The 25,536-nt window shown below is 68.2% G+C and carries 27 protein-coding genes and 5 pseudogenes; 19 read left to right on the top strand and 13 right to left on the bottom strand.

All coding sequences use genetic code 11. The features are described from left to right. Nucleotides 1-29: 29 nt before the first annotated feature. From AC3IF3_RS22585 to AC3IF3_RS22565, 5 genes and pseudogenes are all read left to right on the top strand, one after another. Nucleotides 30-755, top strand: a complete 726-nt coding sequence (locus AC3IF3_RS22585; RefSeq protein WP_489230384.1) for a PIG-L deacetylase family protein — start codon at nt 30-32, stop codon at nt 753-755. Further along, entirely contained in the window at nt 752-1,441 is a 690-nt protein-coding gene (locus AC3IF3_RS22580; protein ID WP_489230383.1) for a 4-carboxy-4-hydroxy-2-oxoadipate aldolase/oxaloacetate decarboxylase, read from the top strand. The genes AC3IF3_RS22585 and AC3IF3_RS22580 overlap by 4 nt, the downstream gene beginning before the upstream one ends. A gap of 121 nt (nt 1,442-1,562) precedes the next feature. After that, nucleotides 1,563-2,867, top strand: coding sequence for an MFS transporter (locus AC3IF3_RS22575; protein ID WP_489230382.1), 1,305 nt, complete (start codon nt 1,563-1,565; stop codon nt 2,865-2,867). Between the two features lie 382 nt (nt 2,868-3,249). Then, complete coding sequence (locus AC3IF3_RS22570; protein ID WP_489231354.1) at nt 3,250-4,938, top strand: methyl-accepting chemotaxis protein; 1,689 nt, start codon at nt 3,250-3,252, stop codon at nt 4,936-4,938. A gap of 406 nt (nt 4,939-5,344) precedes the next feature. Further along, nucleotides 5,345-6,100: pseudogene (locus tag AC3IF3_RS22565) on the top strand (IS5 family transposase). A gap of 59 nt (nt 6,101-6,159) precedes the next feature. On the opposite strand, the gene AC3IF3_RS22560 reads toward AC3IF3_RS22565, so the two are convergent. From AC3IF3_RS22560 to AC3IF3_RS22550, 3 genes and pseudogenes are all read right to left on the bottom strand, one after another. Next, nucleotides 6,160-6,357, bottom strand: a complete 198-nt coding sequence (locus AC3IF3_RS22560) for a hypothetical protein (RefSeq protein WP_243967434.1) — start codon at nt 6,355-6,357, stop codon at nt 6,160-6,162. Nucleotides 6,358-6,759: 402 nt separating this feature from the next. Then, a pseudogene (locus AC3IF3_RS22555) lies at nt 6,760-7,044 on the bottom strand (IS481 family transposase); the annotation flags it as partial. A 166-nt stretch (nt 7,045-7,210) separates the two neighbouring features. Continuing rightward, on the bottom strand, nt 7,211-8,158 hold the full coding sequence (locus tag AC3IF3_RS22550) for a diguanylate cyclase domain-containing protein (RefSeq protein ID WP_489230380.1): 948 nt from the start codon (nt 8,156-8,158) through the stop codon (nt 7,211-7,213). Between the two features lie 200 nt (nt 8,159-8,358). Between AC3IF3_RS22550 and AC3IF3_RS22545 the strand changes: the two genes are divergently transcribed. Continuing rightward, nucleotides 8,359-8,868 carry a DUF4142 domain-containing protein gene (locus AC3IF3_RS22545; RefSeq protein WP_489218308.1) on the top strand — a complete coding sequence of 170 codons (510 nt, stop codon included), beginning with the start codon at nt 8,359-8,361 and terminating at the stop codon, nt 8,866-8,868. A 71-nt stretch (nt 8,869-8,939) separates the two neighbouring features. Here AC3IF3_RS22545 and AC3IF3_RS22540 read toward each other — a convergent pair. The 7 genes and pseudogenes from AC3IF3_RS22540 to AC3IF3_RS22510 form a co-directional block, all read right to left on the bottom strand. After that, nucleotides 8,940-9,191, bottom strand: a pseudogene (locus AC3IF3_RS22540) (integrase core domain-containing protein); the annotation flags it as partial. A gap of 42 nt (nt 9,192-9,233) precedes the next feature. After that, nucleotides 9,234-10,631: an FGGY-family carbohydrate kinase gene (locus AC3IF3_RS22535; protein ID WP_489230379.1), complete on the bottom strand. Its 1,398-nt coding sequence runs from the start codon at nt 10,629-10,631 to the stop codon at nt 9,234-9,236. Then, the gene (locus AC3IF3_RS22530) at nt 10,628-10,969 is read right to left on the bottom strand and encodes an L-rhamnose mutarotase (RefSeq protein WP_489230378.1); all 342 of its coding nucleotides are present in this window, start codon (nt 10,967-10,969) and stop codon (nt 10,628-10,630) included. Before AC3IF3_RS22530 ends, AC3IF3_RS22535 begins: the two co-directional genes overlap by 4 nt. Further along, nucleotides 10,966-12,012, bottom strand: coding sequence for an ABC transporter permease (locus AC3IF3_RS22525; protein WP_489230377.1), 1,047 nt, complete (start codon nt 12,010-12,012; stop codon nt 10,966-10,968). The genes AC3IF3_RS22530 and AC3IF3_RS22525 overlap by 4 nt, the downstream gene beginning before the upstream one ends. Beyond that, a pseudogene (locus tag AC3IF3_RS22520) lies at nt 12,009-12,845 on the bottom strand (ABC transporter permease); the annotation flags it as partial. The gene AC3IF3_RS22525 and the pseudogene AC3IF3_RS22520, both read right to left, overlap by 4 nt. Next, nucleotides 12,845-13,582: pseudogene (moxJ, locus tag AC3IF3_RS22515) on the bottom strand (methanol oxidation system protein MoxJ); the annotation flags it as partial. The pseudogenes moxJ and AC3IF3_RS22520, both read right to left, overlap by 1 nt. Before the next feature lie 126 nt (nt 13,583-13,708). After that, a complete protein-coding gene (locus tag AC3IF3_RS22510) occupies nt 13,709-15,589 on the bottom strand; it encodes a methanol/ethanol family PQQ-dependent dehydrogenase (protein WP_243967444.1) in 1,881 nt (626 codons plus the stop codon). Here AC3IF3_RS22510 and AC3IF3_RS22505 point away from each other — a divergent pair. The 7 genes from AC3IF3_RS22505 to AC3IF3_RS22475 all read left to right on the top strand — a co-directional run bounded on the left by AC3IF3_RS22505 (nt 15,513) and on the right by AC3IF3_RS22475 (nt 19,813). Next, nucleotides 15,513-15,980, top strand: coding sequence for a hypothetical protein (locus tag AC3IF3_RS22505; RefSeq protein ID WP_489231388.1), 468 nt, complete (start codon nt 15,513-15,515; stop codon nt 15,978-15,980). The genes AC3IF3_RS22510 and AC3IF3_RS22505 overlap by 77 nt on opposite strands. A 27-nt stretch (nt 15,981-16,007) precedes the next feature. Beyond that, complete coding sequence (locus AC3IF3_RS22500; protein WP_243967419.1) at nt 16,008-16,826, top strand: S1 family peptidase; 819 nt, start codon at nt 16,008-16,010, stop codon at nt 16,824-16,826. Nucleotides 16,827-16,917: 91 nt separating this feature from the next. Next, the gene (locus tag AC3IF3_RS22495) at nt 16,918-17,196 is read left to right on the top strand and encodes a hypothetical protein (RefSeq protein ID WP_489218276.1); all 279 of its coding nucleotides are present in this window, start codon (nt 16,918-16,920) and stop codon (nt 17,194-17,196) included. 131 nt (nt 17,197-17,327) lie between these two features. Beyond that, nucleotides 17,328-17,573: a hypothetical protein gene (locus AC3IF3_RS22490; RefSeq protein WP_243967418.1), complete on the top strand. Its 246-nt coding sequence runs from the start codon at nt 17,328-17,330 to the stop codon at nt 17,571-17,573. A 114-nt stretch (nt 17,574-17,687) separates the two neighbouring features. Continuing rightward, nucleotides 17,688-17,951 carry a hypothetical protein gene (locus tag AC3IF3_RS22485; RefSeq protein WP_243967417.1) on the top strand — a complete coding sequence of 88 codons (264 nt, stop codon included), beginning with the start codon at nt 17,688-17,690 and terminating at the stop codon, nt 17,949-17,951. 854 nt (nt 17,952-18,805) lie between these two features. After that, nucleotides 18,806-19,309 (top strand): hypothetical protein, encoded by a 504-nt coding sequence (locus AC3IF3_RS22480; protein WP_489230376.1) that lies wholly within the window; start codon nt 18,806-18,808, stop codon nt 19,307-19,309. Between the two features lie 42 nt (nt 19,310-19,351). Continuing rightward, nucleotides 19,352-19,813, top strand: coding sequence for a hypothetical protein (locus AC3IF3_RS22475; protein ID WP_489230375.1), 462 nt, complete (start codon nt 19,352-19,354; stop codon nt 19,811-19,813). 110 nt (nt 19,814-19,923) lie between these two features. On the opposite strand, the gene AC3IF3_RS22470 is transcribed toward AC3IF3_RS22475, so the two are convergent. Beyond that, a complete protein-coding gene (locus tag AC3IF3_RS22470; RefSeq protein WP_243967414.1) occupies nt 19,924-20,067 on the bottom strand; it encodes a hypothetical protein in 144 nt (47 codons plus the stop codon). Nucleotides 20,068-20,386: 319 nt separating this feature from the next. Here AC3IF3_RS22470 and AC3IF3_RS22465 point away from each other — a divergent pair, with 319 nt between their 5' ends. The 4 genes from AC3IF3_RS22465 to AC3IF3_RS22450 all read left to right on the top strand — a co-directional run bounded on the left by AC3IF3_RS22465 (nt 20,387) and on the right by AC3IF3_RS22450 (nt 23,512). Further along, nucleotides 20,387-22,075: a methyl-accepting chemotaxis protein gene (locus AC3IF3_RS22465; protein ID WP_489230374.1), complete on the top strand. Its 1,689-nt coding sequence runs from the start codon at nt 20,387-20,389 to the stop codon at nt 22,073-22,075. A gap of 99 nt (nt 22,076-22,174) precedes the next feature. Beyond that, nucleotides 22,175-22,426, top strand: coding sequence for a hypothetical protein (locus AC3IF3_RS22460; protein ID WP_243967412.1), 252 nt, complete (start codon nt 22,175-22,177; stop codon nt 22,424-22,426). A 227-nt stretch (nt 22,427-22,653) separates the two neighbouring features. Beyond that, complete coding sequence (locus tag AC3IF3_RS22455) at nt 22,654-23,112, top strand: Ros/MucR family transcriptional regulator (RefSeq protein WP_489218272.1); 459 nt, start codon at nt 22,654-22,656, stop codon at nt 23,110-23,112. A gap of 244 nt (nt 23,113-23,356) precedes the next feature. Beyond that, nucleotides 23,357-23,512: a hypothetical protein gene (locus AC3IF3_RS22450; RefSeq protein ID WP_243973842.1), complete on the top strand. Its 156-nt coding sequence runs from the start codon at nt 23,357-23,359 to the stop codon at nt 23,510-23,512. Nucleotides 23,513-24,061: 549 nt separating this feature from the next. Here AC3IF3_RS22450 and AC3IF3_RS22445 read toward each other — a convergent pair. Then, nucleotides 24,062-24,292 carry a hypothetical protein gene (locus AC3IF3_RS22445; RefSeq protein ID WP_489230373.1) on the bottom strand — a complete coding sequence of 77 codons (231 nt, stop codon included), beginning with the start codon at nt 24,290-24,292 and terminating at the stop codon, nt 24,062-24,064. Between the two features lie 163 nt (nt 24,293-24,455). Here AC3IF3_RS22445 and AC3IF3_RS22440 point away from each other — a divergent pair, with 163 nt between their 5' ends. Beyond that, nucleotides 24,456-24,656 carry a hypothetical protein gene (locus AC3IF3_RS22440; protein ID WP_489230372.1) on the top strand — a complete coding sequence of 67 codons (201 nt, stop codon included), beginning with the start codon at nt 24,456-24,458 and terminating at the stop codon, nt 24,654-24,656. A 124-nt stretch (nt 24,657-24,780) separates the two neighbouring features. Continuing rightward, complete coding sequence (locus AC3IF3_RS22435) at nt 24,781-25,002, top strand: hypothetical protein (RefSeq protein ID WP_243973839.1); 222 nt, start codon at nt 24,781-24,783, stop codon at nt 25,000-25,002. Nucleotides 25,003-25,133: 131 nt separating this feature from the next. On the opposite strand, the gene AC3IF3_RS22430 is transcribed toward AC3IF3_RS22435, so the two are convergent. After that, nucleotides 25,134-25,310: a hypothetical protein gene (locus tag AC3IF3_RS22430; RefSeq protein ID WP_489230371.1), complete on the bottom strand. Its 177-nt coding sequence runs from the start codon at nt 25,308-25,310 to the stop codon at nt 25,134-25,136. Nucleotides 25,311-25,536 lie beyond the last annotated feature (226 nt).

Raw genomic sequence — 25,536 nt, 5'->3', positions numbered from 1 at the left:
GGCGACGCACGCTTCGGGAGGGATGAGACATGGCGGCCGCAGCGCGATCGGGTCTCGTCGTGACAGCCCATCCGGGCGACTTTGTCTGGCGCGCCGGCGGCGCCATCGCCCTGCACGCGCGCAAGGGCTACCGGATGAAGATCGTCTGCCTGTCGTTCGGCGAGCGCGGCGAGAGCCAGTGGGCCTGGAAGAAGGCCGGCGTGCGCCTCGAGGACGTGAAAGCCCAGCGCCGCGCCGAGGCCGAAAAGGCGGCCGGCATCCTCGGCGCCACGATCGAGTTCCTCGACGTCAGCGACTATCCCCTGCGCGTCGACGAGGCCGTGCTCGACCGGCTGGTCGACGTCTACCGCGAGGAGCGTCCGGCCTTCGTACTGACCCACGCCCTCGAGGACCCGTACAACTTCGACCATCCGGTCGCCGCCCACGTGGCGCAGGAGGCCCGGGTGATCGCCCAGGCCGCCGGGCACAAGCCGGACCCGGACCGCAGCTACGCCGCGCCGCCGGTGTTCCTGTTCGAGCCGCACCAGCCGGAGCAGTGCAACTTCAAGCCCCAGGTCATCCTGAACATCGATGCCGTGTGGGAGACCAAATTCCGCGCGTTTCAGGTGCTCGCGGCGCAGAAACACCTCTGGGAATACTACACCCGCGTCGCCCTCAACCGCGGCGTCCAGGGCGGCCGCAACTCCGGGACGGCGATGACCTATGGCGAGGCCTATCAGCGCCTCTTCCCGATGACGCTGGAGGAGCTGGCATGAGCAACGTCGTCGTCCGCAACATCCCCCGCGTCGCGCCGGCCGTCGCCGCGACGCTCGCCGGGCACGGCGTCTCCACGGTCCACGAGGCGCAGGGGCGTACCGGCCTCCTGAAGACCTACATGCGCCCGATCTGGGAGGGCGCCGCGATCGCCGGCAGCGCCGTGACCGTGCTGGCGCAGCCCGGCGACAACTGGATGCTGCACGTGGCGATCGAGCAGTGCCGCCCCGGGGACGTCCTGGTGGTGGCCTGCACGACCGACAACACCGACGGCATGTTCGGCGACCTGCTGGCCACCTCGCTGAAGGCGCGCGGCGGCGTCGGCCTGGTGATCGACGCGGGCTGCCGCGACGTGCGCACGCTCAAGGCGATGGGCTTCCCGGTCTGGTCGCGGGCGATCTCCGCCAAGGGCACGGTCAAGGCGACTTTGGGCAGCGTCAACGTCCCCGTGGTCTGCGCGGGCGCCCTGGTCCGGCCGGGCGACGCGATCGTGGCGGATGACGACGGCGTGGTGGTCGTGCCCCATGCCGAGGCCGAAGCCGTCGCCGCGCAGGCGGAGGCGCGGGCCGCCAACGAGGTCGCCAAGCGCGCCCGGCTCGCGGCCGGGGAACTCGGCCTCGACCTCTATGCGATGCGCGACGCGCTGGCCGCCGCGGGCCTCGAATACGTGGACGATCGGCAGGACTGACGAACGCCGAAATAGAAGCCGGCAGACCGTCCGCGAAGAGACGGCACCGGTTCAACCGTGCAGCCCGCCCGGCCGGCAGCCCGAGCGGCGCACGATCCCGGATGGCCGGAGGAGACGCGTCATGAGGAAGCTCGGCTGGTACCACACGCTCGATCAGACCGAGCGCCGAACCTACTGGGCCTGCTTCGCAGGATTCGGTCTCGATGCCATGGACACGACGATCTACGCCCTCGTCATCCCAGCGCTGATCGCGACGCTCGGCCTGACGCAGGCCGAGGCCGGATACCTCGCCACGGCCTCCCTCGCCGGGGCCGCGGTCGGCGGCTGGGCCGCCGGCATCCTGGCCGACCGGATCGGTCGGGTCAGGATCCTGCAGGTCACCATCCTGATGGTCGCGGGTTTCACCTGCCTGGCGGCGTTCATGAGCGACTTCTGGTCCCTCGCCCTCGTCCGCTTCCTGCAGGGCCTCGGCTACGGGGGTGAGGCCGCGGTCGGCGGCGTCCTGATCAGCGAGGTGATCCGGCCGGCCCTGCGCGGGCGCGTCGCGGCCTCCGTCCAGAGCAGCTATGCGGTCGGCTACGCGATCTCGGTCAGCCTGCTGCCGGTCCTTGCGTCCCTGTTCTCCGAGGAGACGGGCTGGCGCGTCTTCTTCGCCATCGGCGTCATCCCGGCCGGGCTCGTCTTCTTCATCCGCCGGCTCGTCCCGGAATCCGGCATCTACGCCGAGGCGCGGGCTGCGCAGCGCGACGGCGCCGTGCCGCCGCCGTTCTGGACGATCTTCACCGGCCGGCACCTGCGCCGCACGGCCGCCGCCGCGATCATGTCGACCGGCATCTTCGGCGGCGCCTACGTGATGATCACGTGGCTGCCGACCTACCTGCGCACCGCCCTCGGCCTCTCGATCAAGTCGAGCACCGGCTACCTCGCGATGAACATCCTGGGCTCCCTCGTCGGGCCACTGCTCTACGGCTGGCTGTCGGACCGGATCGGCCGCCGCCCCGCCTTCATGACCTTCCTCGCGCTGCAGTCCGGCAACGTCGCGATTCTCCTGCTCGCGCCGATCGGCCTCACCACGACCATCGTCCTGAGCTTCTTCCTGGGCGCGTTCCAGGGGGCCCTGGCCTCGGGCATGCTGCCGACCTTCGCGGAGCTGTTCCCGACCGCGATCCGGGCGAGCGGCCAGGGCTTCTGCCTCGGGGGCGGCCGCGGCTTCGGCTCGGTCGTGCCCGCCACGGTGGGCATCCTGGCCGCAAGCCTGCCGCTCGGCACGGCGATGGGAGCCTGCGCCCTCTGCGCCTACGGGGTCGCCTTCTGCGCGGCCCTGGTCCTGCCCGAGACCGCCGGAACTGACCTCCATGAAACGGCCGGCGGCTCGGCGGCCGGGACGGGTCAACACAGACAGCCATCGGACATCGTGTCGGCATAATCGCGCCGCCGAGCGGCTGCTGATCCGTCTTTGCACCCGAAAGCGGCCATTCCGCTTTCGGCCACATGGCGCGATCGATGCAACTTGAAATAAGCGCAATATGTCGCAACTCAAGCGGATATCTGCGTCACGCCGGCATAATGGTGCGGCACATCAATGCATTCCGGGCTTTGGCCCTTTGCGAAAAATGCTTCGGCCTCGGAATACTGGTCTATTTTGATCAAGGCGGGCGCCTTCCGAAAACGTAACCGGCGGTTGTGAAATCATCAAACCCTAATCCAAATTAACGCGTTAGCGAATTCAATTTTGCCGATCTTAACCTATTATACGCCAGGCTGACCCGACCGAAAACAGACATACCATAGTGCAAAAGGTCAAAGCCATGCGCTTTATTTCCGATCTCAAGATAACGACCAAGATGACGGCCGCCTTCTTATCCCTCACCGCGGTCACGCTCGGAAGCAGCGCCTTGGGCTATGGACGGCTGAAGTCGATCGACGCAAACATCCGCATGACGGAACACACGTTTCAGGTTCTGCGGTCACTCGATGCTGCGACGACCGCTATGGTCAATCAAGAGACCGGTGTCCGCGGCTACCTCATCTCGGGCGACGCAAAGTTTCTAGCTCCGTATCGGTCAGGTCAGACTGAGTTCCGCGAGAGCTTCGAGCGGGTCAAGCAGCTAACGTCTGACAATCCCGACCAGCAGGGCCGACTCGTCAACCTGAAGCAGGCCGCGGACGCGTGGTCGGACGGGGTTGCCGCCCGAGAAATCGCCAGCGCCGAAGCTGGGCATCTCGAGAAGGCCCGGGAGATCGAGGCGAGTGGAGCTGGGAAGTCCTCTATGGATGCCCTCCGCGCCCGTGCCTCCGAAATTGCGCAGACGGAGCACGACCTCCTCGCTCGCCGCAGTGCCGAGCAGCAGCAAGCGTTCGATACGGCGTATTTCACCAGCATCGCTGGCAGCATCGCCAGCGTCTTCATCGCGCTGCTGCTGTCAGCCCTCGTGTTCGTCCTGATCGCCCGCCCTCTGGGCCGTCTGGTGTCGGTGCTGCAGCGGATGGCGCAGGGCGAGACCGATGCGCCCATCGCCGAAGCCCAGCGCGGCGACGAGATCGGCGCGGTCGGCAAAGCCGTCGAAGGTATCAAGGCCATGGTCGCCAAGACGGCGTCGGAGCAGGCCGATCTGCAACGAAGCGCCGACGCGGTAGCGGTCGCGGAGCGACGCCGGACGATGATCGAGCTCGCCGACAGCTTCGATCGTGCCGTGGGGGGCATCGTGGGCATGGTCTCGTCGTCCGCGACCGAATTGCAGGCCACCGCACAATCGATGACCGCGACGGCCACGGAAACTGCCAGTCAGTCCACGACCGTGGCGGCCGCGGCCGAAGAGGCGGCATCGAACGTCAATACCGTTGCGGCCGCGGCGGAGGAGCTTGGCTCGTCGGTGCAGGAAATCGGACGCCAGGTGAACGGCTCGGCCGAGCTCGCGCGCGTCGCCGTGGGTGAAGCCGATCAGGCCGGAATGCTCGTCCGCGAATTGAGTGCGTCGGTGGGTGAGATCGGCGATGTGGTCGGCCTGATTTCGAGCATTGCCAGCCAAACCAACCTCCTCGCGCTGAACGCGACGATCGAGGCGGCGCGGGCGGGCGTCGCCGGCAAGGGCTTCGCCGTGGTCGCTTCTGAGGTCAAGGCACTCGCTGAGCAAACCGCCAAAGCGACCCGCGATATCGCCGGGCAGATCACAAAGATCCAGAGCTCCACGGGTCATGCAGTCTCGTCGATTGGCGAGATCACGGGTCGGATCCGCGAAATCAGCGGTGTCGCGACGTCGATTGCCGCCGCCGTCGAGCAACAGGGGGCCGCGACGCAGGAGATCGTCCGCAATGTCAGCCAAGCTTCGGCGGGCACCTCTGAGGTCACGAGCAACATCAGCGGCGTCGCCGGCGCCGCCGAGGAAACCGGCGCCGCCGCCAGTCAGGTCCTGAATGCGGCATCGGAGTTGTCTCGCCAGTCCGAGAGCCTCAACGCCGAGGTCGGACGGTTCCTCGCCTCGATCCGCGCAGCCTAAAAAGGCATCCCGCGAAGACCGCGTGCGGACCTGCTCAAATCCGCACTGCGGCTCTCGCGCGGTATGGTGGCGCTGATTGCACCCAGCATGAGCAATAATACAGTTGCAGGGAATCGTCCGAGAGCGTTTGACGGCTGTACATCCATACGATTCCAATGCACGTCCGTCATGTGCGACCGCCCTTTGGATGATGCAAGAGAGAAAGACACCCCGTCGACACAACCCCATTATCCGCAGATCATGGGCGCCTGCGGATGTCCGAGATATGGCTTGATCAATCACACATATTCAAGTCGTCATTTTCGGATCTCGGAAGGACGGAGCCCGAGGGTGTGAACCGCATCAAGCATTTGCAGGCTCTGTGATGGTGTGACTCAGGGCCGCCGCGTGCAGCGCGTAGGCGGCAATGGCGGACCTGCTCTGGCTCTCGGATGGGCAGTGGGCGGTGATCGAACCGTTCCTGCCGAAGGATCAAACCGGACCGGCGCGCAAGGACGACCGGCAGATCATCTCCGGCATCCTGCACGTGCTCACCTCCGGCTGCCGCTGGCGCGACTGCCCGGCCGCGTATGGCCCACGCACCACCGTCTACAACCGCTTCGACAGGTGGTCACGGCGCGGCTTCTGGAGGGCCATGCTGGCGGCGTTGGTCCGAGCCGGATGGTCGGGCGAGGCAACGGCCATCGACAGCACCTCCGTGAAGGCGCATCGCTCCGCCCACGGCGGTGAAGGGGGGCGCGTGCGCAGGCCATTGGCCCGTCGCGCGGCGGCCGGACGACCAAGATCCACGCCCTCACAGATGTCCTCGGCCGGCGCGGCGTCCGCCTGCTGACGCCGGCAATGCCCGCGATGTCACCACCGCCCCCGCCGTCCTGGCCGACGCGCCCGGCCGGATCCGCCGCCTGAGCGCCGACAGGGGCTACGCCGCCGATCGGCTGCGCAAGGATCTGCGCGTGCGGAGCATCACGCTGATCATCCCGGGCCAGCGCGGCCGCAAGAGAAGGATCCGCCACGACAAAAGGCGCTATCGTGAACGCCGGCGCGTCGAGGCCCCTTCAATCGCCTCAAGGACCTCCGCCGCATCGCCACCCGCTACGACAAGCTCGCCCGCAACTACGCCTCAGCCGTCGCTCTGGCCGCCGTCATCGCCTTCGGGTGCTGATCGGGTCCAGACCCGAACTCGGGCGTCTCTCAAAAGGTCCCTTCCCCGGTCCGCAGCGGTCACGCATTCTGCCAACGCGATGTGACGTCCCGGAGCGCCGCATCGCCGTTCGCCTCCGAAGCCCCTTCCGAACCAAAGGAGCGAACCGACTGGCGCACGATCACGTCGTCACGCGTGATCGACCAATCAAACCGACCGGGCTCCTTCGTGGATGGTGTGACCCGCAGCTTGTGGGGGTTCGGTTTGAAGGTGATCATCTCTCTTAGTTGGTGAGCCGTGGGGCCATCCGTGAGAGGGTGGCCAAACAGCCGCGACCGCAATCGGCACGGTCGCCCGAGAAAATCCTGATGCCCCGGTCTGGACGGGTCTGCATGAAACCGTCTCGCGATGAAATCAGCCCCGGCAGCCCGTGATCAGATCGGGCGGCGGGGCTAACAGCCCGGCGAGGACGCCTGCCGGAGGCAACGATTCGTTAATCATAAGCACCGATACAGCTGTCAGCGATCGGCTGGGGGCTGAGCGCCGAAGGTGCAGCGCCGCGACCCGGAGATACGGTCTCGCGGTGCGGCTTCGTCGGCGCAGTCGCAACAAGCCCACACCTGGAACACCAGGGTGGGCGCTTTTCATCGCTTTCAGCGGCGGGATGTTCGGTTCCGGCCTGTGGTGCGCGGCAGGCTCGGCGGCAGCGCGTCGAGGCCGTCGTCCAGCGGCAGCAAGGTCTGCCGCTGGAGGCGACGATAACCGCCTCGTCTTCCAGGCTGAGCACCTTCGAGCGGGGCTCCTTCGGCCCCATCGGCGCTCTGGCTGGTCTGGCGTGAGCGCCACCTCTGCACCATCGTGGCGCTGTCGCGCTTGGCGGCGGCCCTCACCCTCTCTTGACCAGCTGGGATTGCCCGCCGGACCGTCTCAGGCGTCGTGGCGCTGCCGTGGAGAACCTGTCCCATGGCGCGTCCGTTCAAGCGGCATCGGTCGCACCACCACACAGCGGGACCGAACATCCAGGCAGATCCAGGGCTATGCCCGCATCTATGGCTGCGGTCCTACGCCGAGGCGGCAATCGGCCGATCGCATGCCTCTATCAGGCGTTCCTCGTCGGATCGCTCCGGCATGTCAGCAGCGACCTTCTCGACGCGGCTGCACTCTGGGGAGCGCCGGTGGCGGCTCGCGATCAATCCGCACGGTATTCCGACCAGCCGCTTTGGCGGCGTAGAGGGCCGCGTCGGCCCGGGTAAAAAGCTCGGCTGGAGCACCATCGCCGGAGCTGGCCTCGTTGTACGCGATGCCAACCGACGCGCCAGCGCGCAGCTGGCGCCCGCCGTCCGGGATCGGATGCCCGAGCGCTGCACGGATGCGCCAACCCAGCGCCTCCACCGCCCACCGATCAACGGGTTGAGCGATCAGCACCGCGAATTCGTCGCCGCCGATGCGGGCCACGAGCGCGGCATCCGGACAGGTTTCCTTGAGCCGTGCGGCCGAAACCTGGATACAAAGGTCGCCTGCTACGTGTCCGTAGGCATCGTTGATACCTTTGAAGCCATCGAGGTCTACGAGCAGCAGCGCGCCGATCGGAGCACGCCCAGCTGCCTCCGAAAGCCGCTGATCGAAGGCACCCCGATTGGCCAGACCGGTCAGGGCATCACGCTGAGCCTGCCTGCTGAGTTCGGCGAACCGAGTGATCTCCTCGGTGACGTCCTGCTTGAGCCCGAAAATCCGGACTGGCCGGCCACCCTCCGTCTCGACGGACGCCGTTATTCTGATCCAGCGGTGTCGCCCGCGGGCGGTGACGATCTCTGCGTCGAGGCGGAAATCCGCCCCGGTCGCCAGCGCCCGCCTCCGGATTGATGACAACAGGCGGAACGAGGCTGGTTCGTAGAAGTCGAGGATCCGTGCGCGCTGCAAGCGTGTACCACGCGGGATGTCGAACAGGTCGTAGACACCGCCCGTCCATTCGAGCGCCTCGTCGCGCAGACGGCACTCCCATAGACCCGCTGACGCTCGCGCCAGGGCTTCCTCGCGGCGCGACAGAAGGGCGGTCCGACGCAGCGGTAGGGCGTTCATTAAGAAGGTTCCGACGCGATCGCACACACGCGTGCTGTTCTTGCCACACCGGTCTTAAGCAAGCCTTAACTATGGCCTGCGTGGCAGCGATCCGGGTACGGCGCAAAGCACCAGGCCTTGCCCCCCTGCAAGATCAGCAAACCGTGATGCATCATACAGATAGCAAGGGCGTTGGTGTCGCGTGACAGGAGTTTCATCCCATGCCTTACAGCCGACCGACCGCTCGCCTCCTTCTGGCAGCGACCCTCTCGCTTGCTGGGCTCGTAGCCGCCCGAGCTGCGACTGTATCCGATGAGGACAAGGCCTTCGTCGCTAAAGTCTCGCAGGGTGGGATGTACGAGGTCGAGCTTGGAAAGCTCGCTGAGGGCAAAGGCGCTCGGCAGGATATCAAGGACCAGGGTAACACCGAGGCGCATGACCATGGCCTCGTGGGCGACAAGCTGAAGTCGATTGTCACCGGCGCCGGGCTCTCAGTTCCGGATACGTTGAACGCCGAGTTCCAGGGCCGGCTAGACCGGATGAAGGGGCTGTCGGGTGCGGCCTTCGACGCCGCCTACGTCAAGGACATGAAGGCGATCCACGATGCGGATGGTGCCGCTTTCGCCAAAGAGGCCAAATCCGGCACCAACCCGGATCTGAAGGCCTTCGCCACCGAAACCCATCGCATCGTCCAACGCCACCTCGGTGAACTCGGCGCCAAGACCAACTAGGGTCGCTTCGGCCTTGGTGGACGGTTGGGGGCTTGGCTGAGCAGAGCTTCGGATGACAGTTCACGATCTGTCTCCTGCTCGGAGACGGCGGGGGAGCGGTAGCCGAGCGCTGAGTGTCGGCGCAGCGGATCGTAGAGGCGCTCGAAGTCGCTGAACCAGGCCCTCCGAGCCTCCGCCTGTGAGCGGAAGCGTCGGTGGGCGAGCACTTCGCATTCGCGCGTGGAGAAGAGGCTTTCGGCCATGGCGTTGTCGTAGGCGCCGCCGACCGCGCTTATGGACGGGCGCATGCCTGCCTCACGGTATCGGTTGCCGATGGCGAGCGACCTGTCAGGCCTGGAACGTTCGGGTTCTGGGATGAACGGGGTCTATGCCCCTGTCGCCGCCCGCTCCTGCCATCGCCGCGCATAGGCTGCAATCCGCGCATCGGGCGCGGCGGCGCGGGTGGAAACGGCGCCGTCGGACATCCGGCCGAAATCGCCGGGTCGTGTCGCCAGCTGTGCGCAGCCCGTCGTGGTCCCGGCAAAGCCTGTCGAGGCCGTCACCGGGCGACCGGTGAGCGTCGCGAGCGCATCGAGGAAGACGTGGTTGCGGGCAAAGGGCCCCTCGACGACCGTGCCGCCCCCGGCATCGAGGATCTCCAGCATCCGCGCCGTCATGAGCGCGCAATAGAGGCTGGCGGCGGCCGTCCGCTGGCCGAGGGTGAGCTGGGCGGGATCCTGCGTCCAGGTGCCCGCGGCATCGGGATAGGGGCCCGTTCCGGGCGCGAAGCTCGGCAGCGCCATCACGGCGCCATCCAGCACCGCGGCGATATCGGCCGGCGTCGGAGAGACGGTGCCCGTGATCGTGAGCGCGTCGAACTCGCGCCCGCCCATGAAGCGGGCGGACGGCACGGCCCGGGCGAACGCATCGACATTGGCGAGGGTATCGCGGCGCGGATCGAGACGCCGCGTCGCGCCGCCCACGGCGAGGGCGATGATCCAGGTCCCGGTGGAGAGGACCGTGACGGGCGCCGGCGTGGCGCGCAGATAGGGCAGCAGCGAGGCGTTGGAATCGTGGATCCCGCAATGGACCGGGATCTTGCGCCCGCTCATCCCGATCGCATCGGCCCATGCGGGCTTCAGCGGACCCAGGACGTCGAAGGCGCTGCGCATCGGCGCCAGCAGCCGGTCCCAGCCGCGCTGCGTCGCGAGGGCGGAGACGCCGCCCTCCACCGGCATCCACAGATCGGTGTGGCAGCCGAGCGAGGTGACCTCGCAGGCGGCGACGCCGGTCAGCCGCCAGGCCCAGTATTGCGGATAGAACAGGATCCGGCGTGCGCGCGCGAAGGCCTGCGGGAACGTCTGTTCCTGCCAGTAGAGCTGCGCGCCGACATTCAGCCCGTTGGGCAGCCGGGGCGAACAGGTCTGCGAAAACGGCGGCCGGAGGCGGTCGTAGTCGGCCCGCAGGCTTTCGGGCGCGGCGCTCTCGTAGTCGAGGATCGGCAGGACCAGACCGTCGTCATCGACCAGGGCGACGCAGGCGCCATGGGTCGTGATCGAGATCGCGTCGATCGCATGGCCGCGCGCGCACTCGGCGAGCGCGGCCAGCAGGAAGCGCCACAACCGCTCCGTGTCGGCATGGGGATAGGGCCCGTCGCGCAGAACCGTGTTCGGCGTGGTCGCGACGAAGATGTCCTGGCCGGCCGCGAGATCGTGCAGCGCGAGCTTGGCGTTGGTCTTGCCGACGTCGATCACGGCGACGAAGCGCGGAGGATGCGCGCTCATGCCAGATGGAACAGGGTTTCGAGCGGCACCGCCACCGGCGCGTTGCCGGGCCCGACCGCCATCAGGTCGGCCATCGCGTCCCACCAGCGCTGCATGATCGCCGCCGTGGGCAGCGCGTCCATGCCGTGGTCCACGGGCCGCCAGAGAACCGCGAAGAGGTGGTTCGTCTCGGCGTCGAGATGAATCGAATAGTCGCGCACGCCCGCCTGGCGCAGCAGGGCGACGAGGTCCGGCCAGATCGCATCGTGCCGGGCGCGGTAGGCGGCCTCCGCCCCCGGCTTCAGGATCATGCGAAAGGCGATCTTCTCCAGCGCGGGAGTCGCGAGCGCGGGGGTCATGGCCGGCCCGCGGACACGCGGCGCCCGATGCCCCCGACGATGACGGGCAGCGCGATCACGCCGATGAGGAGCAGGCCGATGACGATCGACATGATGATGCCGGGCACGTTGAGGAGGCCGAGGCCGAAGGTGATGAGCCCCATGACGAAGGCCGCCAGGACGACGCCGACGATCGAGCCGGAGCCGCCGGTGATCGACACGCCGCCCAGAACCACCATGGTGACGATGTCGAGTTCCCAGCCGAGCGCGATGGAGGGTCGCGTCGAGCCCAGCCGGCTCGTCAGCATCACGGCGGCGAGCCCCGCGGCCAACCCGGTCACGACGAAGGCGAGGAACGTGATGCGCGCGACCCGGAGGCCGGAAAAGCGCGCCGCCGCCGGATTGTAGCCGATCGCCCGGACGCTCCGCCCGAGCGCGGTCCGATGGAGCACGAGACCGGCGGCGATCGCCAGGACGAGGAACGTGGCGAACTCGAAGGAGAGCCATTCCCAGACATAGCCCTGGCCGAAGAACGCGAAGCCGGCGGGATAGGCGGTGAAGGCGCCGTCGCCCAGGATCGCGTAGGCGAGGCCGCGGAACAGGCTCATCGTCCCGATCGTGGCCACGATCGAGGGCAGGCCGAGCGCGGTCACCAGCGCGCCGTTGACGATCCCGCAGAGGAGCCCGGTGCCGAGGCCGGCGAGCGCCACCGCCGGCATGGAGGCGCCCGTGCCGGCGAGCCAGCCCATGACGGTCGAGGCGAGCGCGATGGTGCCGGCCACCGAGATATCGATCTCGCCGCAGAGGATGACGAAGGCCAGCGCCAGGGCGACGATGGCTTTTTCGGTGACATTGAACGTCGCGTCGGAGATGTTCCAGATATCGAGGAAGTAGGGCGACGCCAGCGCGTTGGCGCAGAAGATCGCGACGAACAGGACGAAGAGCAACGCGTCCCAGCTGGTCGCGCGTTCGGCGAGCCGTGACCGGCCCCGGTCCGGCAGGCGGCGGAAAGCCGGCGCGGCCGGCGGGTCGGCCCGGACGGGCGAGAGGTCGGCGATGCTCATGCCCGAACCCCTTCCAGGCGATCGATCCGCTTGAGGATCACGCGGCCGCGGCTGCGCTCGGTCCGGGTGTTCAGGATGACGGCGGCGATGATGATCACGCCCGATATGGCCATCTGCCAGAACGGCGAGACGCCGAGCACGGGCAGCGCGTTCTTGAGGATGCCGAGGAATAGGGCGCCCAGGACCGCGCCGCCGACCGACCCGATGCCGCCGGCGATCGAGACGCCGCCGATGACGCAGGCCGCGATCACGTCGAGTTCGAAACCCGCGGCGACGTCCACATAGGCGACGGCGAAGCGCGAGACCCAGAGATAGCCGCAGAGGCCCGCCAGCATGCCCGAGAGGCAGAAGGCCAGGCAGGTCGTGCGCCCGGTGTCGATGCCCGCATAGGTGGCGGCGGTCGGATTGCCGCCGGTCGCGTAGAGCGCGCGTCCGAAGGTCGTCCAGCCGAACAGGATGGAGGCGCCGGCGATCGTGGCGATCGCCAGCCATGCCAGAACCGGCAGGCCGACCAGTTCCGTCCTCGGAAACGCGAGGAAGCGTTCCGACATCTGGAACGTGTTGATCCAGGCGCCCCCCGACAGGACGAAGGCGAGGCCGCGATAGATGCTGAGCGTGCCGAGGGTCACCACGATCGGCGGCAGCTTCAGGAGCCAGACGAGAAGCCCGTTCACCGCCCCCAGCGCGAGCCCGATCGCGAGGCAGGCGCCGACGACGACGCCGATCGGCAGGCCGGGATGGGCCGCGTTCAGCATGGCGGCGGCCATGCCGGTGAACGCCAGATTCGCCGCGACCGACAGATCGACCGAGCGCGTCATGATCACGGCCGCCTGTCGTTCGGAACCGGCGTCATGCGCAGCGGCACGGTCGATTCCCTGACGTAGCGGGCCACGTCCGGGGCGAAGGCGACGCCCACGGCGGCCCTGTCGGTGGCGACCTCGCTGACGAGGCGGGCGGGGTCGATCTGGGTGTACTGGTTGCGCGGCGCGCGGAAGCCCACCAGCCCGTAGAGGTAGGCCATGTCCTCCTCGTAGCGGCCGATATCCTTGAGCATCGCCTCGGCGGGCGACCCGAACGGCACGACCATGTGGTCGACGGTCTTCAGGCGCGGATCGGACCAGGACGTCACGTCGAGGCCCCTGTCGGCGCGGGTGATGAAGACGTAGCCGCTGCGATAATACGGCCGGGTGGCAAGCACCCGGGGATCGTCGCTGTCGAGGCCGACGACCACGTCGCAGAGGCCCTTCTCCAGCCCGTCGCGGACGAGGTAGATCGCGGGTTTGCTGAGCCAGACGAAGACCGGCTTCCGGCCCATCGCCTCGGCGACCGCCGCGGCGATCCGGTTCTCCAGGCCGGAGCCGTCCCGCAGCGACAGGGGGGGCTGCCTGTCGGAGGCGCAGATCCTCAGGGTCGCGGGATCGGCCGCCGGCGCCGCGGACGCCGTCGCGCCGTCGGACTGGATGGCCTGTGCCTCCGAGTCCTGGGCGCGGGGCTGCGCGCCCAGGGGCAGCAGGGCGAGGAGGGCTGCGGCGCAGGTCGCCGCACGAAGGGATCCGCCGAGGAGCGGCATGCGCGTCTGTCCCTGATGCTGTTCTGATTGTCGGCGCACCGGCCCGGACAGGGCGTGTCCGCGGGTTGTCGGCGTCACCCCGGAGACTTCGCCGGCCCGGAGGCCGGCGAAGTCCTGCGTCGCGGCTTACTTCGCAGCCTGCTGGTACTCGCCGACGTTCGGGTCGTCGTAGGGACCCTTGCCGTCCAGCGAGAACACGATCACGCCGCCGCCCATCTGGGTGTAGTTGGCGAGCTTCTTGAAGGCGCCGACCGCGCCGAGGCCGGCGGTCGGATCCTGAAGGTCGAACACCAGACCCACGCCCGGCCAGCCGCCCACGCCGTAATTGATCGCGACGTACTGCGTGCCCTTGTGGGTATAGGTGATCGGATACCCGATCGCCCCGGAGGGAAGCTTGAACTTCCACAGCAGGTCGCCGGTGTCGGAGTCCCGCGCCTTGATGAACCCGTCGAGGGTTCCGTAGAGCACGAGGTCGCCGGCGGTGGCGGTGGTGCCGCCCCAGACCGCGAAGCGCTCCATCTTCTCCCAGTTGAACTTGCCGGTGATGGCGTTGTAGCTCTTGATCTGGCCGAGGCCCTCGTAGTTCTGCCGGTCCCCCTTCGGGCCCGGATACATGTTCAGCGTCGCGCCGACGAAGAACTGGCCCGCCCGGTAGGGCAGCATGAACGGCTCCCAATCCATGCAGATGTGGTTGATGCCCATGAAGAAGGCCTGACGCTTCGGATCGTACGAATCGTGGCCCTGGTTGTGGTAGCCCATCGCCGAGGGGCAGATGTCCTTGGCGAGGTGATCCATCCGGGTGCCGTATTCCGGATCGCGGACCGGGGTGCCGGACTTCAGGTCCACCGACTTGAACACGTTGACCGTGTCGTCGATCTTGTTGGCCGAGACCAGGGAGCCGTCGGTCCGGTCGAGGGTGTAGACGATGCCGTTGCGGTCCGGATGGGTGAGGAGCTTGCGCAGCTTCCCGTCCTTGTCCTTCTGCTCGGACAGCATCATCACGTTGACGCCGGCATAGTCCCACTCGTCGTGGGGCGTCTTCTGGTAGCCGAAATGGGCCTCACCGGTATCGGCGTCGCGGCCGAAGATCGTCATGGTCCACTTGTTGTCGCCCGGCCGCATGGTCTCGTTCCACGGTGCCGGGTTGCCGGTGCCGAAGTAGATCATGTTCGTGCCCGGGTCGTAGGCGTACCAGCCCCAGTTGGTGCCGCCGCCGATCTTCCAGGCGTCGCCCTCCCAGGTCGCCGTGCCGAGGCCCTTCTGGCCGTAATGGGCGTTCCGGATGTTGAAGTCGTCGGCGAGCAGCAGGTCCTGGTCCGGCCCCGTGGCGTAGGCGCGCCAGACCTGGGCGCCGGTCTTCACGTCGTAGGCCGTGAGGTAGCCGCGCACGCCGAGCTCGGCGCCCGAAGAGCCGACGATCACCTTGTCCTTCACCACGTAGGGGGCGATGGTGAGCGTCGAGCCGACCTTGATGTCGGAATTCTCGATCTTCCACACCGTCTCGCCGGTCTGGGCGTTGAGCGCCGCGACATGGCCGTCGAGCTGTGTCTTCAGGATCAGCGGCGGCGTCTTGCCGTCGCCGGGCCAATAGGCGAGCCCGCGGTTGACGAGGTCGCAGCAGGCGACCGAGCGCGCGGCCGGGTTCTGCTTCGGCTTGTCCTGCCAGAGGATATGGCCCGGATCGTCGAGGTCGAGGGCGAAGGTGTAGTTCGGGAACGCGGTGTGGACATACATCTTGCCGTCCACCACCAGCGGCGCGCCCTCGTGGCCGTTGAGCAGGCCGGTGGAGAACGTCCAGGCCGGCTTCAACTGCTTGACGTTGGTTTTATTGACCTGCTTCAGATCGCTGAAGTTGTTCGAGTCGTAGTTCTTGCCGGGCATCACCCAGTTTTCGTCGCTCTTCGACAGGTCGCCGAGCTTGTCATCGGCGGTGGCGATGCCCGCCAGGCCGATCGGCGCAACCGCGACCATCGCCAGGATCGACGCCGATCGTGAAAACCTTCCCAATCTCATTGTGCATCTCCTCGCCGGGCCGCCGCGCCTTCTGGCCTCGCGGCAGGTGATTGTGCGACGCGAGATAAACGCCAAGTCTATCCCGATGAGCGTTCGCCTGATGCAAGAGCTTGACATTCAAAGCTTCTTAAAAAAGGCTTATTACGACCGGCATCGCTCACCGGTTTTACAGAAATTTTTTGCGGTATGTCTCCGGGATGTCGGTTATTTGTTTGCGGGACGTTTCGGCAATCGGCCATGGATCGTGTGGAACCTGCGCGCTGTGCTTGACGGGGCGACCCGCGGCGCTCACTCATGGTGGACATCAGCGAGGGCGCTCCCCGCCGAAATGGACGCCGGTTCGGCGGCAGGGGGCGCGTCGAAACACGGTGTCCGCGAGCCGTGACCGGGATGGGGGCGGGATGGGGGCGGGATGGGACGCGTGCGAGCGTGGCTGCGGGGCATCCGGCACCTTCCGATCCCCCTCGCCTTGGCGCTTGGCCTCGCGCCGTCGGCCCTCGCCGACGCCCGCTGGGCAGCGCTCTATCCGCAGGATGGCCGGCGGGACCTGACCGGCGCCGATCTCGACCGCTACAGGGGCGCAGGCGTACTCTGGTGCCGCCGACCGGACGGGGTTCCCCAGAAAGCCGCGGCCGCGTGGCTGGTGGCCGATCCATCCGTGGTCGTCCTCAACGCCCACAACTTCCGCGACCGGCGCCTCGAGCCGACGCGGGCGGTCTCGGAATGCTATTTCCAGATCGGGGGGCGCAACTACGCCTTCGCCCCCGACAGCCTCCTGCTCGGGACCGCCCCGGATTCCCGTGCCCTGCACATCACGGACGATTGGGCCATCCTGCGGCTGGCCAGTCCGGCGGACGCCGTGCCGCAGCCCCTGCCGGAACCGTCCGGCCTGCCGACCGGGGACGTGTCCGTGCGCGTGACCATGGTGTCGCCGGCCGGACACGAGAATTATCGAGGCCCGAGCAGCCTCGAAGGTTGCACCATCCGGCGGATCGATCCGCCGAGCGAGGACGACATCCGCCGGGCCCGCCACGATTGCAACGACGGCTACGGGGGATCCGGGTCGGGCCTGTTCGATGCAGCGGGCCGCCTGATCGCGCTGCAGAGTGCGTCGTCGGTGATGAATGCCAAGCGTGCGTTCGACCCCGAGTCCCACTACGGATCGGCGCTTCTCTTCGAAGGCCGGCTCGCCGCGGCGCTGAAGGACGTCCTGCACAGGCACGGCGATTGAGCTTCGCGGACCCACGACGGCGCGGTGGCGGCCCGCCGGCCGATCCGGGGGCGGCGGGCCCTCCGAGATCGGTCGCGTTCTGATGTGACGATTGTCGCATTCATCGAAGCGTCAGGTTCTGACCTCGATTGAGGCACGGCTGTCGAACCGAGCAGACCGCCCCGCTCAAAATCTCGATCCCTGTTTTGCAATGTTCGTCGAAGATCCCCGGAAATATCACCGTCGTTCTGTTCTCTTGGGCGGCCTGCGTCGTTGGTACGAAGCATTGACCCCTGCGACTGCGCTTTCCGTTCGCGTCAGTGCGATCTTGCTGAGTTCGCTGCTGGCGACATCGCTCTCGTATCTGGTATTTCTGCTGGTGCTGAGTTGAGCCCCCGGTCGTCGAACCCGGACGCGATGGCGCGCACGACCTTCGCACGGCTCACGGGCCTCTTTCCCGCCTCATTTGGACTGCGTAAGTAACAAGCTGGCAACAAATTAGAACCGGCGAAGGGGGGGGATATGGTTTTCGTCTTGATCGCGGCCATCGGCCTGGTCGCCGGACGCTGGCTGAACTGGTTCAGTGTCGCCGCCATCGCGATCATCCTCGCCGTCGCGGTCGGGATCGAGGGTGCGGTCCATGCCCGGCCCTTCTTGAAGGTGCTCCGGCGCTGCTTCGAGATGAACAGCGTCTTTCAGGGCGCTTACCTCGCCCAGGCCGTCTGCCTCGCCTACGGGCCTTACTGGCTCAGACGGCCGAGCAAGTAGCGCCCGCCGGCAAGCGCGGACGCGTGCCTGCATCGGGGTTCCCGCGCCGCGCCGTAACCTTTCGTTAACCACTTCGCGGTCCCCTGCCCCTCTGTCCGTCTGAGGGGTAAGCCCATGCCCGATCTCGATCTCGATCTCGATGTCCGCGCCGCGTTCGCCAAGCTGTGTGCCGATGCGCCCGCAGGTGATGCGGGCGGGGCGACCTATGAGGACACGCTCGGTCTCGCGGTTCAGCGCTTGGTGCGCCGGACCCGTGGGCCCCAGGCCGGTGTCTCGGCCCGCCCCCTGCGCGAGGCCGGTCCGCCCGAAACGGACTGCCCCTTCATGGTCACGGTGACGGCCCTGTCCTTCGAGAGCCTGACCCAGGGCTTTCATTGACGCGACCCTGCTCCCGCTGAGCGGCCCTCCGGCGCAGGGCAAGGGCTGCGGCGGACCGCGCTGTCGGGCACCATGAGGCCGACACGGGCGGTTACGGTCGCCCGGGACGGTAATGCGAGGGGCTCCGCGGGCGGAGACCGGAGGCGGCCTGCCGGCCGCGCCGGGCCGCCCGACATCCGTCAGCAACGCGGGCGGTCGACATCGCGTCCATGAGACCGATCCTCACTCCGGAGCGGCGCGGTACGAGCCGGCCGCCCGCAGCGCGTCGGGCCGTGTGCTGGTCCGTTCTGGCATGCCTGCTCCCGGCGCCGCAGCCCGGCCTGGCGCAGGGCATGGCCACGGCACCGCCCGTTCTCGGCATGGCGGTGGATCCGCCCGAATCCGGGATGGCGAATGCCCCGCCGGCGCCCGTTCCCGAGCCGCCCTCCGGCGGTGCGCGACCGCCATCGATGGACGCGCAGGCGCCGACGGCGGGGCCCGGCCGCAGGCGGTTCCGGGGGCCCGGAAGTGGGTTCGCGGAGGCCGAAGGCCGACTGCCGAACCAACGGACCGGCCGGCGCCACACGCATGTCGTGCGCGACATCTGCATCGGCTGCTAGGACCGGGCCCGATCGCAGGGCGACCGCCCTCCTCCCGGGACCGCCCTGCACCGTCAGCGTGTCCTGGACCGAGCCCTGGCAATCGCGACCTCGGCCTGACCGCAAGGGCGCGCGAGGCCCGGTGAACCCAGGGCGCGTCGGCCGACCGGCCGCGCCGTCCGGGCGGTCGGCGTGGCGGCCCTGCATCCCCGGCAAGTGTTGGCCTGTAGCAGTGTTCAAACTGGAACCATAAGCTCAGCCGTTCGTTCCTCGGCGATGGAACACTATAGGTCCACGCTGGCGATTGCTGGAGTTGCTGCTTTCGGTCTCGTGGCCGCGGCGCACATCCTCCATCCGGGTAATTACGAGGACCTTCCGCGGGGCGTGCAGGCGTCGGTCCCGCGGGCGGAGGCGCCCGTGCGATCGGTCGCGTGGACCAGCCCGCCGGCCCGTGCGGACGCCCTCAGCGCCTTGTCCAACGCGGTCGTTCCCGTGGCCCAGGCGGCGGAGACAGCGTCGCCTGGAACCGCGTCCCTCGCGTCGCGCCGCGCGGCCTTGAGCGATCCGGCGACCCCGGGGCGGCTGTCGGGCATCGAAGCGACGCGGCGGCGCAGGATCGCGCAGCGCCGATTCAAAGTCTACCAAGTCGCTTTGACGCAAAGACTTTCTGCCAATACCGCCAAAGACCGGCGGATGGCGGCACATGGTCGACCCGCCAGGTCTGTCGAAGGATTCAACCCGATCCGCACGTTGATCCACGGCCTGGGCCTGGATGGCTGAGCCGTGCCCCGCAGCTTCACGCATTGCTCAGGAGCCCCAATCATGATCCGGCCCATCCTGTTGATCACCGTCCTGGCCCTCGGGGCCACCGCCACCCCCGCGGCCGCGCTCACCACCAAGGACTGCTCGGTGAAGTATCAAGCAGCCAAGAAGGCCGGCACGCTCAACGGGCAGACGTGGAACGACTTCCGCAAGGCCGCGTGCGGCACGGCCCCGGATGCCGCCAGCAGCTCCGTACCGAATCCGGTCGCGCCGGCCCCCACGAAGACCGCGGCTCCGGCGCCGTCATCGAGCGCGGGCGCTCCGCCGCCGTCCCTCGGATCGGCGGCCTATCCCCGCGCGATCGACCCCAAATACGCCAAGGAGTCGGTCGGCAAGGCCCGGATGCATACCTGCCTGGACAGCTACAACGCGGCCAAGGCCGCGGGCACGCTGGGCGATGCCAAGTGGATCCAGAAGGGCGGTGGCTACTACTCGGCGTGCAACAGGCAGCTCAAAGGGTGAGGCCGAGCGGCTCGGGGCTTCCCGGGCCGCCCCCCACGCGACCCCGGCCAGATCCGCCCCGGGGGGCGCCGATACACGACGTGGTCCGACAGCCCGTGGCAAAAGTCCCTTCAGTGCGCCGTCGCCCGGGCCGGCCGGGCGCCGCGCCGGAACAGGCCGCGCAGGATCCGGAACGGCAGGAGCAGCAGCTTCAGGACCGCACGAACCGCCAGTACGGCGACGACGGTCAGGACGGCCAATCCGGTATTGAGCAAGGCGAGGCACTCCGCGGCGACATGAATACGGCGGCCCGCCACCGCCATCGGTGACAGGAAGCGCGTCGAACGCGGCGGCAGTGTGATGCCCCCGATCAGGCCCGCGTAACCGCGCGGCCTGGGCGGCCGTGATCCGGGCTGCGCCGGCCCGGGATCGGGCGCCCGGGCGGGAGACGGTCGCAAACAGGGCTACGCGCGAAACCGATTTATATATCCGCGTCTGCATCGAAGTTTTGAGCCATATTAACCTTTCCGGATCAGGTTTGACCCCGGTGGCTTCAGGCATTCCCGGCTCGATGGCTGCCGATCGAGGTACGCCGTGTCGCTTCACCCCCTGTCGATCCGCAACACGCTGATCCTGGCCTTCTCCATCCTGTCCCTGCTTCTCGTCGGGGTCGGCCTGTTGGGGCTCACAGGCATGCAGACGATGCGTGACCAGATCGTCGAGGTCGAGACGAACTGGCTGCCGAGCATTCGCGTGCTCGGCGAGATCGACACGTTGACCGCGCGCAGCTCCGCCCTGATGCTCCGCCACACCCAGGCGACGGATCCGACGCTGCTCGCGGGGATCGAGAAGGATTTCGGGCGCTTCGGGCAGCAGCTGCGCGAGAAGAGAGCCCTCTATGAGACGTTGATCAGCTCGCCCGAAGAGCGCGCGGTCTACGAGACATTCGCACAGCAGTACCGCGGCTTCGAGACCATTCGCGACGCGGTTCTCGACCTGTCGCGCAAGGGGCAGAAGGCCGAGGCGTTCGCCCTCTACGAGACCCGGGGCATCGTCCCGCGTCGCGCGGCTTCGGTCGCCCTCGACAGGCTGGCGCTCATGAACAACGAGGGGGCTGCGCAGGCGCAGAACCAAAGCAAGGCCACGTTCGAGACCACGCGGGCCTGGGGTCTGGCCGCCATGATCCTCGGCCTCGCCCTGTCCGCCATCGCCGCACTCGTGATCGTCCGCGGCGTGACGCGGGGCATCGCCTCCGTGGTGCGGCCGATGCAGGCGCTGATCGCCGGCGATCTGGGGGTCGAGATCCCGCATCGGGGCCAGAAGACCGAGATCGGTGCGATCGCGGACGCCGTCCAGGTGTTCAAGGAGGGCCTGATCCGCATGACGGCGCTGGAGGCTGAGACCGCACAGGCCCGCCTCGACGCCGAAGCGCAGCGCAAGGCCGGGATGCGCCAGATGGCCGATGGCTTCGAGCAGGCGGTCGGCGGTATCATCGGCATGGTGTCGTCGTCCTCGACCGAGCTGCAGGCCACCGCCCAGACGATGACGGCCACGGCGACCGAGACCGCCAGCCAGTCGACGACGGTCGCGGCGGCGGCCGAGGAGGCCGCCTCCAACGTCAACACCGTGGCCGCGGCCGCCGAGGAGCTGGGCTCGTCGGTGCAGGAGATCAGCCGCCAGGTCGCGGGCTCCGCCGAACTGGCGCAGCTCGCCGTGCGCGAGGCGGATCACACCGGCGCCCTGGTGCAGGAGCTGAGCGCCGCGGTCGCGCGCATCGGCGACGTGGTCGGGCTGATCTCGACCATCGCCGGGCAGACCAATCTCCTGGCGCTCAACGCGACCATCGAGGCGGCGCGGGCCGGCGAGGCGGGCAAGGGGTTCGCGGTGGTCGCCGCCGAGGTGAAGGCGCTGGCCGAGCAGACCGCGAAGGCGACGAGCGAGATCTCGGCGCAGATCACCCGAATCCAGGCCTCGACCGGCCAGGCCGTCACATCGATCGGCGGCATCACCGGGCGGATCCGCGAGATCAGCACCGTGGCCTCCTCGATCGCGGCCGCCGTCGAGGAGCAGGGTGCCGCGACGCAGGAGATCGTCCGCAACGTCGGCCAGGCCGCGATGGGGACCGGCGAGGTCACCAGCAACATCGCGGGTGTGGCGGGGGCGGCCGAGGAGACCGGCGCGGCGGCGAGCCAGGTGCTCGGGGCGGCCTCGGAACTGTCGCGTCAGTCCGAGCACCTCGCGGCCGAGGTCGAGCGCTTCCTCGCCACCGTGCGTGCGGCGTAAGGACGACGACGGCATCAGGAGGACGCTTCCCCATCGTCTGTCCGGCGGCGAGGGGGGGCGTTGGGACGGACCCTATGTCCGATTGACGCGTTGACGCGGATGAACGCCGAACCATCACCCCTGCGCGACCCCGCCCGCCTCGCCCTGACCGAGTCGGCTCTCGCGGCGGCGGATAGTCTCTGGCGGGCCGAGATGCGCCGAAACTACGGGCCGGACGGGGTGCTGCACTACGGCTACGCTCCGGAGGGTCAGGGCGGCCTCGGGACATCGCTGCGGCGGACCTATGAGGCGCGGCGCGTGGCCGTCGCGCTCTGGCGTCACGAGCGGAACCGGGCGACGTCGCGGCCCTGAGCGGCCGGATATCCGAGGCGCCGACCGCGACGCCGCATCGTCCGGCAGGATCAGGGAGCTGGACGGAACCCGTGCCGATACCGGCGGCCCGGATACCGCAGGCCAAGCATTGTCGCCCACGCAGACGACATCGTCTCTCCGATCATCTTGATTTCATCACCGTGATCCTGATGTACGCGTGACGCTCGGCGGATTCGAGCGGGTTTCAGGATCAAGGCAGGAATAAAGTGACAGAGACAAAATTTGGATACGCCCCAGATTTGACCGAGCTGACCGGCGGGATTGTTGCGGCGTACATTTCGCACAATCCGGTGCCGGTGGCTGAGCTTCCCAAGCTGATCCACAGCGTGCACGGGGCGATATCTCATCTGGTTTCCGGTGGCGCCACCGTTGCGGTCGCCTCCGAGATCAAGATCGACCGGCCCAACGCGGCCCAGATCCGCAAGTCGGTCCGGTCCGACGGGATCGTCAGCTTCCTCGACGGCAAGACCTACAAGACGCTCAAGCGCCACCTGACCAGCCACGGGCTCGACCCGCGCGGCTACCGCGACCGCTACGGCCTGCCAGCCGATTACCCCATGGTCGCCCCGAGCTACGCCGAGCAGCGCTCCGCCCTGGCCAAGGCGATCGGCCTCGGCGTCCCCGGCGGGCGTGTGGATCGGCCCAGGACCGGCACCAGGGGTTGAATGCGGGTCCGGCACGGCGCGGGCGACGGTGTCGGTCGGCGGGGCGATGCCGGAACTGCGCGCCCCGTGGGCCGGCCGAGCGCCGGGATATCGGTCCGGCTCGGCCATTAAGGGTCCGGATCCGGCTCGGGCGGGCGGTCACGTCGGCCCGGCCTGCCTGGATTGGCGCTCCGCGCCGAGACAGTGCATAAGGCGCCATCCCTCCGCGCAATCCCGTGCACTGGGCCACGATGCGGAGGCCGAGATGGCACGCGAACTCACGACCGGCAGAGCGCAAGCGGTCACACCCGAGGACTTCAACGAGCGCGTGAAGCGCCTGCTCGCTGACAAGCCGGATCCGCGCAAGGCGGAGCCGAGGGCCAAGGGCTTCAAGAACAGCAAGCCGCCCAAGAGCGACTGAGCCCCTGGGGGGGGCGTCGACCTCCCCCGCGTCGAGATCGACGACCGTGGATCGCCAGGACCTGCTTCCACGGCAGCGCAGCGGAACTGTATCGGGTCCTTACGGGTCCGGAGCCGGATTTCACCGCTGCTGCGCCCTAGTGCGGGGCGGTGCCGCAGAGGCTCGTCCCTCGCCTTCCAGACGGCTGTGGCGTGCGTCCAGGGCTGACGGGCCGGCGACGGCGCTTCCGCGCGAGGCGATCCGACGACGACCGGTGATGCGATGCGCTTCGCAGGACCGAGTGGCGCGGTCCAGGACGTACAGGCTCGCATGGCCGAGCAGGTCGACGCCCCGCAAGGGCTTCCCGGATCGCCCGACGGAGCGAGCCAGAGGGCTCGTGGATCAGGCTCGGCATGAGGCCTGCGGGGGCGGTTCAAGCCCTGCAACCGGCCGTCTTCGAGACGGACGCGCCCCCGCTGCCGCCGATCGCATTGGGCTCGGTGTCCAGGGGAAATGGATCTGAATCCCCCGCCTCCGGCCGAGGCGCCGGGGGCGGCGTATCGCGCGTGGTCAGGTCTCGCCGTCGTTCTCCGTGTCGGCGTCGCTGACCGGCGGCATCGCCTGCTGGGCAAGCTGATCGCCGATCAGCTTCAGGAGAATGCGAGCGGCCAATTGCATCTCGCGCGTTCCAGATTCCTGCACGGTCTCATAGGCGGCGATGCAGGCCCGCACCATCGCCTCATGCCTTTCGGTCGCTGTCATCTGGTCCGTCGGTCTTGGTTTTTTCAGCGCACCTATCATGGGTTGTATATTGGGGACAGCCGTCAATCGCAGAAGTCATCTGCCCTGCCTGCGTTTATGCATGCAAGGGTTGTGCTATCTCTATTGTGCGCAATCGAAAGCGAGCGTTACCATCGGGTCCTCCAGGATGAGGTGCGCCTTGCATACGAAGAGTCCTTCGCCGTTGCACGAGATTGCCCAGGCCTTGAATCTCCCTGTCGAGGCGTTCTTCGCCACCGCGCGGAGTGCCTTCGACCCGGCCGGGGGCGCCGAGCTGATACGGTGCTGGCAACAGATTTCCGACGCCGATGATCGGGAGCGGCTGCTGCGACTGGCACGGGAGCTCGCCGGCCGGTCGGAGAATTTCCGGCGCATGGCCGAATAGTGCCTGCCGCCTCGGACCGAAGGTCCGCTCTCGGCCGCCATCGCGTGGGGCGGTGAGCGCGACCAATGGGCTGCGTCGGCAGCCTCCGTCATCGAGCCGCGTTGAGTGGGTCACGGAGGACGACATGCTCAAGATCTTCACGGCGGGCGCCATGGTCCTGCTTCTCAGCCTGCCGGTGGCCGCACAGGGTAGCCGTGCGGGGAACGTGACCGCGACCGGGCAGACCAGACCGCCGAGCCGAGACGCGAGCCCCACCGCGCGCGACAACCCGAACCGTCGCACCAAGAACGATGAGCAGCAGGACAAGCTCAGCCGCGGCATCTGCATCGGGTGCAATGCGAAGTAGATCGCCGACTATGCCGGACCGTGATGAGCCCGACCCCGGAGTCGGGATCGGCGGGACTCTGCGGGGCAGAAAAAAGCCCGCCACGGCGTACCGGGCGGGCTGAACAGGTTCCGGTCTCGCTGTGGACCCGGTTACTTCCCGCTGGGCGCCGCCCCGCTGCCGGTCGCGCCGTTGCCCGTGCTGCTGTCACCCGCCGGTGCGCCTGACGTCGTCGTGTTGCTGGTGCCCGACTGGGCGATCGCCATCCCGGCGCTGGCGGCGACCAGCGTGAGGGCGAGAAGGGCGGACTGAACGCTTCGGCTGGTCATGGCACTCTCACATTACGGAAAACCGGTATACACCGGTATACCTCGGCCAACGTGGGCTCGGGGTCGTCGTTCCTGGCGTTGCCCTGGGTGATTGCGTCACCCCCCTGCGCCGGTTCCGCCGGCCGCCGGGACGTCCACGCGATCTGGCCGCTGAGCGGGACCTCCAGAGGTTTGAAGCGTCCCGTCATCGCCATCGCAGCGTGTGGGCGTCGGCGGCATCCACGAC

It is taken from the genome of Methylobacterium sp. J-118, from assembly GCF_057836565.1.
This window is presented reverse-complemented; position numbering and strand designations above follow the sequence as displayed.

Excerpts from the sequence above, each read along its gene's own strand:
- AC3IF3_RS22485 (WP_243967417.1), top strand. The coding sequence starts at position 17,688 with ATGCCCGATCTCGATCTCGATCTCGATGTCCGCGCCGCGTTCGCCAAG.
- AC3IF3_RS22500 (WP_243967419.1), top strand. The coding sequence starts at position 16,008 with ATGGGACGCGTGCGAGCGTGGCTGCGGGGCATCCGGCACCTTCCGATC.
- AC3IF3_RS22545 (WP_489218308.1), top strand. The coding sequence starts at position 8,359 with ATGCCTTACAGCCGACCGACCGCTCGCCTCCTTCTGGCAGCGACCCTC.
- AC3IF3_RS22475 (WP_489230375.1), top strand. The coding sequence starts at position 19,352 with ATGATCCGGCCCATCCTGTTGATCACCGTCCTGGCCCTCGGGGCCACC.
- AC3IF3_RS22430 (WP_489230371.1), bottom strand. The coding sequence starts at position 25,310 with ATGACCAGCCGAAGCGTTCAGTCCGCCCTTCTCGCCCTCACGCTGGTC.
- AC3IF3_RS22580 (WP_489230383.1), top strand. The coding sequence starts at position 752 with ATGAGCAACGTCGTCGTCCGCAACATCCCCCGCGTCGCGCCGGCCGTC.
- AC3IF3_RS22535 (WP_489230379.1), bottom strand. The coding sequence starts at position 10,631 with ATGAGCGCGCATCCTCCGCGCTTCGTCGCCGTGATCGACGTCGGCAAG.
- AC3IF3_RS22550 (WP_489230380.1), bottom strand. The coding sequence starts at position 8,158 with ATGAACGCCCTACCGCTGCGTCGGACCGCCCTTCTGTCGCGCCGCGAG.
- AC3IF3_RS22530 (WP_489230378.1), bottom strand. The coding sequence starts at position 10,969 with ATGACCCCCGCGCTCGCGACTCCCGCGCTGGAGAAGATCGCCTTTCGC.
- AC3IF3_RS22445 (WP_489230373.1), bottom strand. The coding sequence starts at position 24,292 with ATGATAGGTGCGCTGAAAAAACCAAGACCGACGGACCAGATGACAGCG.
- AC3IF3_RS22570 (WP_489231354.1), top strand. The coding sequence starts at position 3,250 with ATGCGCTTTATTTCCGATCTCAAGATAACGACCAAGATGACGGCCGCC.
- AC3IF3_RS22435 (WP_243973839.1), top strand. The coding sequence starts at position 24,781 with ATGCTCAAGATCTTCACGGCGGGCGCCATGGTCCTGCTTCTCAGCCTG.
- AC3IF3_RS22480 (WP_489230376.1), top strand. The coding sequence starts at position 18,806 with ATGGAACACTATAGGTCCACGCTGGCGATTGCTGGAGTTGCTGCTTTC.
- AC3IF3_RS22575 (WP_489230382.1), top strand. The coding sequence starts at position 1,563 with ATGAGGAAGCTCGGCTGGTACCACACGCTCGATCAGACCGAGCGCCGA.
- AC3IF3_RS22460 (WP_243967412.1), top strand. The coding sequence starts at position 22,175 with ATGAACGCCGAACCATCACCCCTGCGCGACCCCGCCCGCCTCGCCCTG.
- AC3IF3_RS22450 (WP_243973842.1), top strand. The coding sequence starts at position 23,357 with ATGGCACGCGAACTCACGACCGGCAGAGCGCAAGCGGTCACACCCGAG.
- AC3IF3_RS22585 (WP_489230384.1), top strand. The coding sequence starts at position 30 with ATGGCGGCCGCAGCGCGATCGGGTCTCGTCGTGACAGCCCATCCGGGC.
- AC3IF3_RS22490 (WP_243967418.1), top strand. The coding sequence starts at position 17,328 with ATGGTTTTCGTCTTGATCGCGGCCATCGGCCTGGTCGCCGGACGCTGG.
- AC3IF3_RS22525 (WP_489230377.1), bottom strand. The coding sequence starts at position 12,012 with ATGAGCATCGCCGACCTCTCGCCCGTCCGGGCCGACCCGCCGGCCGCG.
- AC3IF3_RS22560 (WP_243967434.1), bottom strand. The coding sequence starts at position 6,357 with ATGATCACCTTCAAACCGAACCCCCACAAGCTGCGGGTCACACCATCC.